Raw genomic sequence first — 13,899 nt, 5'->3', positions numbered from 1 at the left:
AGCAACAGCGGCACCTGAGTCTTCAGGCGCCGCTGTTGCTTTATAGCAAGTTTCGAATAGAATACTTCCTGGCTCGGTAAGGCAAACTTCCTCGTTCGAGATACCGAAAACCACTGGTGAAGCTTGCGAAGCAAGTAGCGCCGCTTTGGCAGCCGAGCCGCCGCGCCTGTTCATTAATATCGAGCCGGCCGATACATTCGAATCGGTCGGCACAGGCTAAGAGGTCTTTGTGGGTAATGCCAATAGCGGTAAACGCAATTCGCTCACTTATAGAGCCCGGTACAGCAGGATGCGCCAACACTTTCCCTTTCATAACGTCATCCATCGTCGGTTTGGTGGCACCGGTGTAGGTATGGAGAATGAAATTATATCCGCTATATCGGCCCTGAGATATCGAGAGTAAGACAGTTATGCAGTAAACGCCGTCGGGAATAAGCTGAAAGGTCAGCACGTCGTCGGTATTGAAGACGGGCTTCTTCGGGGGCTTCGTGGCTTCATGCTTCCGGATACAGGCATTGGGCCGGTTGATTTTCTGCCAAAACTGCTCCAGCATCTGCTGCCTGCTGCGGGCTTCACCGGATTGTCCTTCTTCCTGCGTCAGGTATCGGGCAAAGGCATCTTGCTCAATAGCGTGCTGCACCTGGACTAGTATTTCCGGGCTAAGCGCCCCGATTTCCCAGAGCGCCAATGCATAGACCGTTATAAAAATCTCGTCGTCGAAGTCGTCATTATTACCGGCCTGCAACTGCTCAACGGTAGCCTGTATTTCGGATAGGGGCTTGCCGGCATCATACATATCCATAAAGGTGTAGTAAACATCGTGGGCTAGGTCGCCGTCAATAACTTTTACTCCGTCAGTAGCCATTGTTTCATAATTTTTAAGTGCACACATATTTACAGGCTCGCCATACTTTCCCGAAACTCCACCGGGTACATATTCATGTATTGCACGATGCGGGGGTAGGTGCCACGGTTGGGGCTGCTGCCGTGGGGCAGGAAGTGGTGCCAGATAACCAGGTCGCCAGCCTGGGCCGCAATGGGCACGGCCTGCGCGTCCAGATTCACGCGCTGGGGGTCGGTGCCGGCGGGTAGGTCGGCCAGCCACTGTTCGAGCCGGCGGTGAAAGCCCGGCACGCAGCAGAACGCGCCCTGCTCGGCGGGCGTGTCGCAGAGGTAGAGCAGGCCCTGGGTGCCGAAGTGAAACGGCGGTTGCAGGCGCATATCCCAGTGCAGCCGGGGACCCTGAAAGGGTAGATTAGGCGTTTCGGGCGGATTGAAGCTGGTGCGGTCGGTGGTAGCCCATAGGTCGGGGGTACGCCAGAGCTGGGCAAAGGCCTTCTGAATCCGCATCGACTGCCGGTTGGCCCGCAGCGTAGGGTGGTGGTAGAAGTTCATCATGATGCCCTTGCCGATAGGCTTTTCGTACCAGGAAGCGGGCTTGTCAGGGTCCATGTCCAGCGCCTCCCACACCGCCCGTTCCGTGGCTCGGGCTTGCTCCCGCGGCACCGCCTCGCGCACCACCACGTAGCCGTTTTCCTCCCAAAAGCGCAGGTCGGCGGCGCTGAGCACGTTTTCGTGGGCATCAATTTCGCGCAAATGCGCCCGGAGCGTTTCCCCGTAGGGCTGGCCGGAGAAAATACTGTTCAGCCGCTCAATCTGCTCGGGGGCAATTGTGCCCTCGTTCTTACCCAGAATCCAGTGCTCAAACTCAGCGAAGTCCGGGGCCGCCTGCAATAAGTACCCCAGCGTTTCTTCCAGCGGCAGGCCCAGGCCATTCAGCAAGATGTTGTTGAAGCGCCAGTCATTCTCAGCCGACTCGGTTGGTTGGCCGGTGCGCCGGGCCAGGGTGTGCGCCCAGAAGCGCTTCAGGTGCCAGACACCCAACTGCCCGGTTTCCGCCGAACTGACGCTGATTATTTGCTTGCTCATAGGCTGGTGATAGAGGCTGGGCCGGGTTGAAGCGGCAATAAATCAAAAGTAGCCGGCTATTCCACCAATCCACGCTAGGCCGTGCTACCAGCCGTTGAGTCAGTTAAAAAATATTCATCCAAACCGAAGCACTTCCATATGCCTGCTGCTTCCGCCAGCTTGGGCAAAAGCAGGAAATTCCTAGGTTGCAGTCCGATATCAGCTAGGTTTCATGCGGTATCATTGTGTGCTGATTAGCAGCTTAGCTTCCTGTATGACTTACTCACTTCTGGCGTGGCTGCGCATTGGGTTACTGAGCTTGGCGCTGAGCGGGGCGGGCTACGCCGCTACGGCCCAAAGCACGTCCTCGCTCACGTTTCACACGCTCACGGCCGCCCAGGGCTTATCGGAAAACAGCGTCTACAGCATTGTGCAGGACCGGCAGGGCTTCCTCTGGTTTGGCACCCAGGACGGCCTGAGTCGCTACGATGGCGTCGAGTTTCGGGTGTTTCGCAACGACCCCCAGCACTCGGGTAGCCTGAGCAGCAACTTCATTCTCTCTCTGGCCCAGGACCAGCAGAGCCAGCTCTGGGTGGGTACCGGAGGGGGAGGAGTGTGCCGCTACAACCCCATTACGGGCCGATTCCGCACTTTCGAATATGAGCCCAACGACGTGAACGGCCTGGCCGACAACTTCGTGCGGGTCGTGTTCTGCGACCGGCAGGGGCAGGTGTGGGCGGGTACTGAGGGCGGGCTGCACCGTTTCGTGCCCACCCGCAACCACTTTCAGCGCTTTATTCACGCCATTACGCCCACCGAAAACCTGCGGCGCAACTCCGTGCGGGCCATTGCCCAAAGCACCGATGGCCGCCTGTGGGTGGGCACCGGCGAAGGGCGCCTCAGCTTTCTGAATACCCGCACCGGCCACCTGCAGGCCGACCCGCGCTGGCAGGCCGCCAGCGCCATTACCACCCTGCAGCCCGATACGCACGGTGGCCTGTGGGTGGGCACCGAAACCGACGGACTGTGGTACATACCGGCTACCGGTGCCCCGCGCGCCGTGGGAAGCCGGCCCGATGGCCCCGGCGAGGCCATCCGGGCGCTGTTTCTGGATCAGCAGCACACCCTCTGGATTGCCACCAACAAAGGCCTGCTGCGCCATGACCCGGCAACCAACTCCTTCAGCACTTATCAACACCAGAGCGGCCGGCCCCGGAGTCTGCCCGATAACACGGTGCTGTCGGTATTCCAGGACCGCTCGGGGCTGCTCTGGACCGGTACCGAAGGCGGCGTAAGTAGCTTCGAGGCGCAACCCAGCGCCTTTGCCGCTTACCCCGAGCCGAAAGGGCCGGTGTGGGCTGTGAGTGAGGACGCCGCCGGCCGGGTGTGGGTGGGCACCGAAAGCCAGGGCCTGATCTGCTACGAGCCCGGCACCGGTCAGCAGCGCACGTTCCGCCACGACCCCAACGATGCTGGCAGCCTGAGTGAAGACTTCGTGCGGGCCCTGTGCCTCGACCGGCGCGGGCGGCTGTGGGTGGGCACCCAGAGCCAGGGCCTCGACTGCCTGGAGCCGGGCGCTACCCGGTTTGTACACTACCGCCACGACCCGGCCGTGCAAGGCAGCCTGAGCGAAGACTACGTGCGCACCATCTACGAAGACCCCAAGGGCCGGCTCTGGGTGGGTACTGAGGGCGGCCTGAACCGGTTTGAGCCCGAACGGCAGCAGTTTACGGCCTTTCGCAACGTGCCCCACGACCCCACCAGTCTCAGCAACAACTTCGTGCGGGTGGTGCACCAGGACCGCGCCGGCAGCATCTGGGTGGGCACCGGCGGGGGCGGACTGTGCCGCTACAACCCAGCTACGGGCCGTTTTCAGTCTTTCCGGACCGACGACCGGAATCCGCGCAGCTTGAGCAGCAACTTTGTGCGCTCCATTCTGGAAGATCATACCGGACAACTGTGGGTGGGCACTGAGGGTGGTGGCTTCTGCCGCCTCGACGATGCCAGCCGCGGCCTGTTTACTACGTTCCGGGAGCCCCAGGGCCTGCCCAACGACGTGGTATACGGCATTCTGGAAGACAACCAGAACAATCTGTGGCTGTCGACTAACAAGGGGCTGGCCCGCTTCACGCCCGGCACCAGTCAGTTCTACACCTTCGACACGCGCGACGGGTTACCCTTCGACGAGTTCAATGCCGGTGGCTACTACAAGGGGCGGCGCGGGCGGCTGTACTTCGGCGGCGTGCAGGGGCTGGTGAGCTTTGTGCCGGCGGCCGTGCGCACCAACGCCACGGCCCCGCCGGTGGTACTCACCGGCTTCCGCAAGTTCAATCAGCTCGTGGAGCTTGATACCAGCATTACGGTGCGCCGCGCTATTCAGCTGGCCCCGAGCGACTATTTCTTCTCCCTGGAATTCGCGGCCCTCAATTTCCGGCTGCCCGAGAAGAACCGCTACGCCTACATGCTCGAAAACTTCGACCCCGACTGGGTGCAGGCCGGCACCAAGCGCGAAGCCACCTATACTAACCTCGACCCCGGCACCTACACCTTCCGGGTGCGGGCCACCAACAACGACGGTATCTGGAACCCGCGCGGTACGGCCCTCACTATTGTGGTGCAGCCGCCGTGGTATGGCACCTGGTGGTTCCGTATTCTGGCGAGCTGGGTGCTGTTTGGGCTGCTGTTTCTGGCCTACCGGATGCGCATCAACCAGCTGCTGGCTCTGGAGCGGGTGCGCCACAACATTGCCCGCGACCTGCACGACGACATGGGCTCCACGCTCAGCAGCATCTCCATTCTGAGCCAGATTGCCCGCACCCACCAGCACAACCAGCGCACCGAGCAGGCCACCGCGTTGCTCGACCAGATTGGCGACAGTTCGCGCCGCATGCTCGATGCCATGGACGACATCGTGTGGTCCATCAACCCGGCCCATGATTCGATGGAGGACGTGGTGGCCCGCATGCGCAGCTTCGCCTCCGACGTACTCGAAGCCCGTGGCATCGACTTTACCTTCAAGGCGGATCCTTCTACCACTGGCCTGCGCTTGAACATGCGGGTGCGCCGGGAGTTTTTCCTGCTCTTCAAGGAAGCCGTAAATAACCTCGCCAAGTACGCGCAGTGCAGCCAGGCCGCCATTGCCCTCACCTACGAGCACCACCGGCTGGAGCTTACCGTGCAGGACGATGGCGTGGGCTTCGACCCGAACGCGCCGGCCCAGGGCGGCGGCAACGGCCTGACCAACATGCGCAGCCGGGCTGCCGCCATGAAAGGCCAGCTCGACATCCGGACCGCGCCCGGCCAGGGCACGCTGCTGCACCTGAGCGTGCCGCTAAAAAGCTGATTATAAGCCTGACCGAAGGGTTCTTATCGGCCAGTCACATTATCATGTAGGCCCAACTAAGCCTAGGGCTGCCGTATCTTCACTGCTCCAACACACCTGCTTACTACCGATGGAAACTCCCACCCGCGTCCTGATTTACGAAGACAACTCCGATCTGCGGGCCAGCCTTAGTCAGCTGCTGGCCGGCAGCCAGGGGCTGGAGCTGGTGGGAGCCCTGGGCAACTGCACCCAGGCCGCCACCGACGTGGCCCGCCTTACCCCCGACGTTATCCTGATGGATATCGATATGCCCGGTATGACCGGCATCGAGGGGCTCAAGTGCATCAAGAAGGCCGCGCCCCAGGTAAACGTGGTGATGCTCACCGTATTCGAAGACAACGACCGGGTGTTTGAAGCCATCTGCGCCGGGGCCGACGGCTACCTGCTCAAGAAAACGCCTCCCGTAAAGCTGCTCGATGCCATTGGGGAAGTGCGACTCGGCGGGGCCCCCATGACGCCCGCCATTGCTCGGCAGGTGCTGCGCCTGTTTCCGCGTTCCAAGCCGCCGGTAGCCGCCACCGATGAGTCGCCGGCCAACCTGAGCGCCCGGGAACAGGAAATTTTGGGGCTGCTCGTGGAAGGCTACAGCTACAAGATGATTGCCGCCGACCGCGGCATCAGCATCGATACCGTCCGCTCCCACATCAAGAAAATCTACGAAAAGCTGCACGTGCGCTCCATGACCGAGGCCGTTTCGAAGGCCCTGCGCCAGGGCCTCACCTAAGCGCCTCACATATTCATGTGATTGACTGGCCTCGTAAAAAGCCGCACCTTCAGCATGACCAATGACCCCGCCAAATCCGCTGCAAACGGAGGGCAAGCGGAGTCACTGGAGGTTGGTTCCTAAACTGTCGGTTGCCATGCCAAAACCACGTCGCCAGGTCCTGATTGTTCTGCTGGGTTTATGGCTTACCGGCCGCCCGGCGCTGGCCTAAAGCCAGCTGGCGCACCTCCGCGCGCTACCCAACCGACATCCGCCGCCCGCTTTCCGGTTTCACACACCGCCGGAAGGTGGGCGGCGTAGTGTTTGAAAGAAGGCTTGACCAAGCTGAGGCAATGGGCAAAAATATTGAGTTGGGGCCTTGTAGCCCGCTATTCTTCGCGCAATTCTTTGCGCTGCTACTGTTGCTATGCGCCGCAAAGGCCTATCTTCGGTATTCAGATACTGGTTGGAGCGCCTCGTTATGCAGATTCTACGCAATATTTCCCTGGAGCAGCTGTTTGTGCTCGACATTGAAACTGTGCCTTGCGTAGGCTGCCACGATGAGCTAAACGAGATGCTGCGGCTGCTCTGGGAGCATAAGTGCCACGCGCTGCGCCGCGAAAAAGGCTGGAGCTCCTCCCGCGCCGATGTGGAGGAAATGCCTTCCCAGCTGGAAGCCGCGTCGCTGTTTGAGCAGGCCGGTATCTACGCCGAATTTGGCCGGGTGGTGTGCATTTCGGTGGGCTGCTTCACTTTCGATAAGCAGGAGGAGCAGTGGAATTTCCGCGTCAAGAGCTTCGCCGACCACGATGAAGTAGCAATGCTGCGCGAATTTTCGGCCCTGCTGGCCCGCAAGCCCAACTATCTGCTCTGCGCCCACAATGGTAAGGAGTTCGACTTTCCCTACCTGGGCCGGCGCCTACTCATCAACGGGCTACCACTGCCGCCCCAACTCGATATTGCCGGCAAAAAGCCCTGGGAAATTGCCCACCTCGACACGATGGAGCTCTGGAAGTTCGGTGACCGGAAATCCTACACGTCATTGGCGTTGCTGGCGGCCATGTTCAACATTCCTACGCCCAAGGACGATATCACCGGGGCCGACGTAGCCCGGGTGTACTATACCGACAACGACCTGCCCCGCATCGTGCATTACTGCCAAAAGGATATCATCACCACGGCCCGACTGCTGCAGAAATTCCGCGGTGAGGAGCCCTTTACCGACGAGGCAGTCATCTACGCCGACGGTATCAGCGCCGTAATGAAGCGCGTATAAAATTCCGGTTTTAGCTGGGCAAAAGGCAGGGCTGTTTCTAATGCAGAAACGGCCCTGCCTTTTAACTTTTTCCACGTTTGGGGAGCTAAAACGCTGGCTGGCAAAGTATTATTGCGAATCTATATTTGGTAGTATTTAAATAAAAATTAGTATTATTATTTATCGTAAACGTCTAAACTCGACAGTTATGCATCAGAACCTACTGGAGGAAGTGGAAACGTACTTTACGGGTAATACCGTAAGCCAGACCAGCGTAGTGGTGGGCGAGAGTGAGGAGGGAGTCCGGAAGGCTTTAGTAAAGATTACCCCGCTTGTTCTCAGTAGTTTCATTGGTCGCGCCGAGCGGCCCGGTGGCCCGGAAGTTCTCTGGACCCTAACCCACGAAGCCGCCGAATCGGGCGTGCTGCCCAACCTGCTCACGGCCGATACCCTGCACCGCCGCTCCGACCTGATGCGGGCCCTGCTGGGCGAAGCCTACGAAGCCACCGTGGCCCGCATTGCCAGCACGACGGCCGTAAAGCCCTCGTCCGTGGAAACCCTGCTGGCCATTGTGGCCCAGGCTGTGCTGCACCGCATGGCCAGCTATGCAGCCTTACACAACATGAACACGGACGAGCTGTTCGACTTTCTGAAAAGTCAGCGCACCCAGGTACTGGAGGCTATGATGCCGGGCAGTGCCGCGTTGCCTTTTAGTGCCGAGCCCATTGCGCCGGTGGTGCCCAAAGCCGAAGCTCCGGCCCACGCCCTGGCCGAAGCCGGTGGGGCCATGGGTACCTGGGCACCGGTGGGTGGCGGCCACACCTACAGCGCCCCCCCAGTAGCCACACCGGCTCCACCGCCCGCTGCCAATAATTCCCGCTGGCTCTGGCTGCTGGCGCTGGTGCTGCTGGGAGCCGCGGCCGAGTATTTTTTCATGCGCAGTAAGTCGGCGGCTCCAACGAGCACAGTTACTGCATTGGCCGCTGCTGAGAGTGAAAATGCGGCTTTGCCCACGGTGACCGAAGCCACCGAGAAACCCTCAGCTCCCGGTGGCCGCTACGACGCTAGCACCGACACCTACATCTACGACCCCGGCCGGGCCATTACCCTGACCATGATAGACGGAACGAGCCAGACCGTGGGCGTCAATTCGACCGAAAACCAGCTCTACACGTTTCTGGCCGACCCCGCTATGCAGGTTGACCCCGTAAACCGCACCAAAGGCTGGATCAATTTCGACCGGGTGTACTTCGATACCAAAAAGGCCACGCTCACCGATGAGTCGCGGCAGCAGCTGCGCAACGTGGCCAGTATCCTGAAAAGCTTCCCGGGCTCTACCGTTAAGATTGGCGGCTATACCGACAGCACGGGCAACTGGATGAGTAATCTGAAGCTGAGCGAAGCCCGGGCCAATGCCGCCCTAGGCGAGTTGGTGGCCATGGGCATTCCGGTGAACCGGCTGGAAGCCAAAGGCTACGGCGGCAAGCACGGCGTGGCCAGCAATGAAACGCCCGTTGGCCGGGCCCTGAACCGGCGCATCAGCATCCGGGTCACCAAAAAGTAGTCGTGCGCCACGCGCTTAGCCCATTCCCGACAAACGAAAAAGAGCGGCCCATATCGGGCCGCTCTTTTTGTTGGAAGTAGCGTAGAACGTGCTTATGCTTACTTGAATACTTCGCTGAACAAACCGGGCAGAATACCCAGCACGAGCGTAAATACGGCCAGCACCACTAGCACTACCGACTGAAACGCACCGACCACGATGGGCTCAGCGTTGTCGTCTTCGGCGGGCTGCATATACATGGCAATGATGGGCCGCAGGTAGTAATAGATGCTGACCATCGACATGAGCACGGCAAAAACAATCAGCCCGATATAGCCCCGGTCGATGGCGGCCCCGAAGGTGAAGAACTTGCCGAAAAAGCCGCCGGTGAGCGGAATGCCGGCCAGAGAAAGCATGGCCACGGTCATCACGAAAGCCAGCAGCGGGTTGGTTTTAGCCAGGCCGTTGAAGCCGGCGTAATCTTCGCGCTGGCGCTGGTCGGATACCAGTTTCAGGACGGCGAAAGCAGCAATGGTGGCTACCGAGTACGCCAGGGAGTAAAAGAACAGAGCGTTGACCGACAGCTTGCCATTGACGGCTACCAGGGCAATGAACAGGTAACCGGCGTGCGAAATACTCGAATAGGCCAGCATCCGCTTCACGCTGTTCTGAGCCACGGCGCCCACGTTGCCGATCAGCAGCGTCAGAACGGTGATGGCCATGATAGTCGGAATCCAGAAGCCCTTGGCAGCGAAGAAGGCAGCCATCAGCAGCTTGAAGAAAGCGGCAAAACCAGCGGTTTTTACCACCGTGCTCATGAAGGCCGTGAAGAAGGTGGGAGTGCCTTCGTACACGTCGGGCGTCCAGTAGTGGAAGGGCGCAGCCGACACCTTGAAGCTGATACCGATGAACATCAGCAGCATGCCGATATACAGCATGGGCTGCAGCGTGGCATTGGCCGGATTTACGATACCCGCGTTGATCTGGGTGAGCTGGAAGGTGCCGGTAGCACCATACACCAGGGCAATGCCGAAGAGCAGGATGCCGGTGGCGAAGGAGCCCATCAGAAAGTATTTTAGCGCGGCCTCGTTGGAGCGCACGTTGCGCTTGTCGGTGCCGGCCAGCACGTACATCGATACGCTCAGGATTTCGATGCCCACGAACAGCATCAGCAGGTTGTCGTAGCTAACCATCATGATGGCACCCACGAGCGAGAAGAGCAGCAGCGAATAGTATTCAGCCAGGTTTTCCTGACCGTCGCGCACGTATTTCTGGGAGAAGGGAATCAGCAGCAGCGTGGTGAGCACCACAATGCCGGTGAAGGCCACCGAATACCGGTCGATGGTGAGCATGTTGCTGAAGTACGACTCGGGAGCCGCATTCCAGTCGTAGAGGTTGGCCCCAAAAACAATGGCCAGGATGACCATAGCGGCCGGCAGCAGAATCTTGTTGGAGCGCAGAAAGCCCAGAAACAGATTAATGATGCCAAAGACGGAGAGCAGAATGATAGAAGTCATGTCGTCGGAATCGGGGGCTTAGCGGTTGACTATCGTCATGATCTGCATGATGGCCGGCTCGGAGATGCGCATGAACGTGCCAGGAAACAGGCCAATCCAGAACACCATCAGAATGAGCGGCACCAGCACGGCCAGCTCGGCGCCCGTGAGGTCCTTGATAGTAGCGGTAAACTGCGTGTCGGGGCCCAGCATCACGCGCTGGAACATGCGCAGCAGGTACACGGCGCCCAGAATAATGGTAACGCCGGCAACGGCGCCCATCCAGTGGTTGTACTGATACACACCGCCGAGCAGCAGGAACTCACCCACGAAGCCGGCCGTGAGGGGCAGGGCCACAGTACTGAGCAGCAATACCAGAAAGGTAACGGACAGCACGGGCGTGTGCTTGGTCAGGCCGCCGAGCTCGGAAATGTCGCGGGTACCGGTGCGGCGCTGAATGATGTCGGCAATGAAGAACATACCTACCACATTGACGCCGTGGGCCAGCATCTGAATCACGGTGCCCTGCAGGCCCATCATGGTCAGCGAGAATACGCCGGCGGCCATCAGGCCTACGTGGGAAAGGGAAGAATAGGCAATCAGGCGCTTCACGTCGCGCTGGCGGATGGCAATGATGGCGCCGTAAATGATGCCGATAATGCAGAGCACCATCACCAGCGGGCCCCAGTGGCTCACGCCCTTGGGCACTACGGGCAGCAGCCAGCGCAGCGTGCCGTAGATACCCATTTTGAGCATAATGCCCGAAAGCAGCATCGTAGCCGGGGCTGGCGACTCCGTGTAGGTGTCGGGCTGCCAGGTGTGGAAGGGGAAAACCGGCATCTTCACGGCGAAGGCAATGAAGATCAGCCAGAACACCCAGGCCTGCTGGTCGGAGCTGAGCGTGAGGTTGTAGAAGGCAATGATGTCGGAGGAGCGAACTGCGCCGTTGATGCCGGTCTGGAAGTAGAGGTACACGAAGGCGGCCAGCATAAACAGCGAGCCGATGATGGTGTACAGAAAAAATTTAAACGTGACGGCAATGCGGCGCTCCGAGCCCCAGACGCCAGCCAGAAAGTAAATCGGAATCAGGGCTACTTCCCAGAAGAAGTAGAACAGGAAGGCATCCAGCGACACGAATACGCCGATCAGGCCCGTCTGCATGAACAGAATCAGGGCGTAGAAGGCCGAGGCGTTGGGGTAGTCGTGGCGGAAGGAGGCCAGGATGATGAGCGGCACCAGAAACGTGGTGAGCAGCACCAGCACCAAACTCAGCCCGTCCATGCCGACGTGGAAGTTGATACCCGCCGAGGCAATCCAAGGCACGTTGACTTCGAACTGCGTCTGGGCGGTGACCTGCGACACAACGGCGGCGTACACCGCCACCACGAATTCGACCAGCGCCGCGCCCAGGGCCATTACGCGGGCCGCGTTGCCTTTGGCAAAGTGCAGCAGCAGGGCCGCCGCGACGGGAAAGAGTAAGAGAAAGACAGTCAGCATTGGCTAATCAGATGCAGATGGAGCCGGGGAAATTTTCCGCGCCGGCCGTCAGAGGAAGCGTTAGAAGCGGAAAAGATTCAGGCCCAGCACCAGCACAATGCCGACGACAATCAGAATCAGGTAGAGGCCCACATAGCCAGTTTGCACGTAGCGCAGCAGCTGCCCGCCGCCGAGCGTGACGCGGCCGAAGCCATTCACAATCGGGTCGATGATGCCTTGCTCCACGAAGCGGTAGAGGCCGGTGGAAAGCCACATGACGGGCCGTACGAACAAAGCGTTATACAGCTCGTCGATGTAGTATTTGTGGTAAACCAGACTTTCTGGAGCCGACCGGTGGGCGTCGTCCTCGGACGGCCGCACCTTGCGGCTCACGTATTGCACGTAGGCGAAGAGAATACCCAGCACACCAGCCGCTACCGACAGGCCGATGAGCATCAGCTCGGTGCCGTGGTCCAACTCGGTGGCAAAGGCTTCGGGATTCAGCGCCTTTGAGTAGGTGAACAGGGGAGCCAGGTAATCGGCCAGGTAGTGCTTGCCCACGAACATCGGGGCGCCCATGAAGCCGCCCACGGCCGCCAGGATGGCCAGCACAATCAGCGGCAGCGTCATCGAAGCCGGCGACTCGTGCAGGTGATGCTTCTGCTCCTCGGTGCCGCGGAACTCGCCAAAGAAGGTCAGGAACAGCAGGCGGAACATGTAGAAGGCCGTCAGGAAGGCCGTAACCATGCCGATGCCCCACAGAATCTTGTTGTGCTGGTAGACGTGCTCCAGGATTTCGTCCTTGGAGAAGAAGCCCGAAAACGGCGGAATGCCCGAAATGGCCAGGCAGCCGATAAGGAACGTGAGGAACGTAATGGGCAGCGCTTTGCGCAGGCCGCCCATGCGGCGAATGTCCTGCTCGTTGCTCATAGCGTGTATTACGGAGCCCGCGCCCAGGAACATCAGCGCCTTGAAGAAAGCGTGGGTAAGGACGTGAAACAGCGAAGTGCTATAGCCCATGACGCCCAGGGCCAGAAACATGTAGCCGAGCTGCGACACCGTGGAGTAGGCCAGCACCTTTTTAATATCGTTCTGGGCCAAGCCGATGGAGGCGGCAAACAGCGCGGTGATGCCGCCAATCCAGGCAACGACGTGGAGGGTGTCGGGGGCCAGGGTGAAGAGTACGTTGGAGCGCAGCACCATGTAGATACCGGCCGTTACCATCGTGGCGGCGTGAATCAGGGCCGACACGGGGGTGGGGCCGGCCATAGCGTCGGGCAGCCAGGTGTAGAGCGGCAACTGGGCCGACTTACCCATGGCGCCCACGAAGAGCAGCAAGGTAATGGCCGTCACGACGCCCGTACCGATCTGCATCGTGGAGGCCTTGTGGAATACCTCGGCGTACTGTACCGAGTCGAAGGTGAGGTAGATCAGGAAGATACCGAGCAGAAAGCCCAGGTCGCCAACGCGGTTGATGATAAAGGCTTTCTTGGCGGCGTTGTTGTTGCCGTGGTCCTTGTTCCAGAAGCCGATAAGCAGGTAAGAGCAAAGGCCTACGCCTTCCCAGCCGATGAACAGAATCACGAAGTTGGCCCCGAGCACCAGCACCAGCATGCTGAACACGAACAGGTTCAGGAAGGCGAAAAACTTGCCCACGTTTTCGTCGTGGTGCATGTAGCCGATGCTGTAGACGTGAATTAGGAAGCCCACGCCCGTGACGAGCAGCAGCATTATCAGGCTGAGCTGGTCAATCTGGTAGGTGAAAGGAATCTGCAGGGTGCCGACCGAAATCCAGTCGAACAGGCGCACCGTGTAGGCCTGGTGGGCAGTGGCGCCGGGAGCCAGCCACTGAGCCGTAGGGTGTTGAAACTCCCAGAACAGCATCACCGAAATCAGGAAGGAGCCCAGTACCATCAGGCTGCCGATAGCACCGGCTACCGTGCCGGAAAGCTTTTTGTTGAGCAGCCCATTGATGAGGAAGCCCAGGAATGGCAGCAGCGGAATCAGAACGTACAGCAGCGTGGAATAAGGCGCGCTGGCCGCGGGAATTACAGTTTCTTGCATAGGAGGTATGCTAAAAGAAAGCCATTTGTTGCCCTGAGCCTCCAAAAGAGCTTATCACGCTGGAACGGGGCG

The 13,899-nt window shown here is 59.7% G+C and carries 9 protein-coding genes; 4 read left to right on the top strand and 5 right to left on the bottom strand.

The window, feature by feature from the left end:
- Nucleotides 1-40: 40 nt before the first annotated feature.
- Both LGH74_RS17940 and LGH74_RS17935 read right to left on the bottom strand, forming a co-directional pair.
- A complete protein-coding gene (locus LGH74_RS17940; protein WP_226177729.1) occupies nt 41-865 on the bottom strand; it encodes a hypothetical protein in 825 nt (274 codons plus the stop codon).
- 29 nt (nt 866-894) lie between these two features.
- Complete coding sequence (locus tag LGH74_RS17935; RefSeq protein ID WP_226177727.1) at nt 895-1,929, bottom strand: phytanoyl-CoA dioxygenase family protein; 1,035 nt, start codon at nt 1,927-1,929, stop codon at nt 895-897.
- A 253-nt stretch (nt 1,930-2,182) separates the two neighbouring features.
- Between LGH74_RS17935 and LGH74_RS17930 the strand changes: the two genes are divergently transcribed.
- The 4 genes from LGH74_RS17930 (at nt 2,183) to LGH74_RS17915 (ending at nt 8,812) form a co-directional block, all read left to right on the top strand.
- Nucleotides 2,183-5,251 (top strand): sensor histidine kinase, encoded by a 3,069-nt coding sequence (locus tag LGH74_RS17930; protein WP_226177726.1) that lies wholly within the window; start codon nt 2,183-2,185, stop codon nt 5,249-5,251.
- A 109-nt stretch (nt 5,252-5,360) separates the two neighbouring features.
- On the top strand, nt 5,361-6,014 hold the full coding sequence (locus LGH74_RS17925; protein WP_226177725.1) for a response regulator: 654 nt from the start codon (nt 5,361-5,363) through the stop codon (nt 6,012-6,014).
- 460 nt (nt 6,015-6,474) lie between these two features.
- Nucleotides 6,475-7,269 carry a 3'-5' exonuclease gene (locus LGH74_RS17920; protein WP_226177724.1) on the top strand — a complete coding sequence of 265 codons (795 nt, stop codon included), beginning with the start codon at nt 6,475-6,477 and terminating at the stop codon, nt 7,267-7,269.
- A gap of 187 nt (nt 7,270-7,456) precedes the next feature.
- Nucleotides 7,457-8,812, top strand: coding sequence for an OmpA family protein (locus LGH74_RS17915; protein WP_226177723.1), 1,356 nt, complete (start codon nt 7,457-7,459; stop codon nt 8,810-8,812).
- 98 nt (nt 8,813-8,910) lie between these two features.
- Here the strand turns inward: LGH74_RS17915 and LGH74_RS17910 are convergent, their stop codons facing one another.
- Genes LGH74_RS17910 through nuoL form a run of 3 tightly spaced genes read right to left on the bottom strand, consistent with a single transcriptional unit; the run spans nt 8,911 to nt 13,827 of the window.
- Entirely contained in the window at nt 8,911-10,308 is a 1,398-nt protein-coding gene (locus LGH74_RS17910; protein WP_226177722.1) for an NADH-quinone oxidoreductase subunit N, read from the bottom strand.
- An 18-nt stretch (nt 10,309-10,326) separates the two neighbouring features.
- Complete coding sequence (locus tag LGH74_RS17905) at nt 10,327-11,784, bottom strand: complex I subunit 4 family protein (RefSeq protein ID WP_226177721.1); 1,458 nt, start codon at nt 11,782-11,784, stop codon at nt 10,327-10,329.
- A 60-nt stretch (nt 11,785-11,844) separates the two neighbouring features.
- Nucleotides 11,845-13,827, bottom strand: coding sequence for an NADH-quinone oxidoreductase subunit L (nuoL, locus tag LGH74_RS17900; RefSeq protein ID WP_226177720.1), 1,983 nt, complete (start codon nt 13,825-13,827; stop codon nt 11,845-11,847).
- Between the last annotated feature and the right edge of the window lie 72 nt (nt 13,828-13,899).

The organism is Hymenobacter lucidus (genome assembly GCF_020447265.1).
Lineage (GTDB): Bacteria > Bacteroidota > Bacteroidia > Cytophagales > Hymenobacteraceae > Hymenobacter > Hymenobacter lucidus.
Note: the sequence above shows the minus strand (reverse complement) of the source record. Positions and strands in the feature narration are given on the sequence as shown.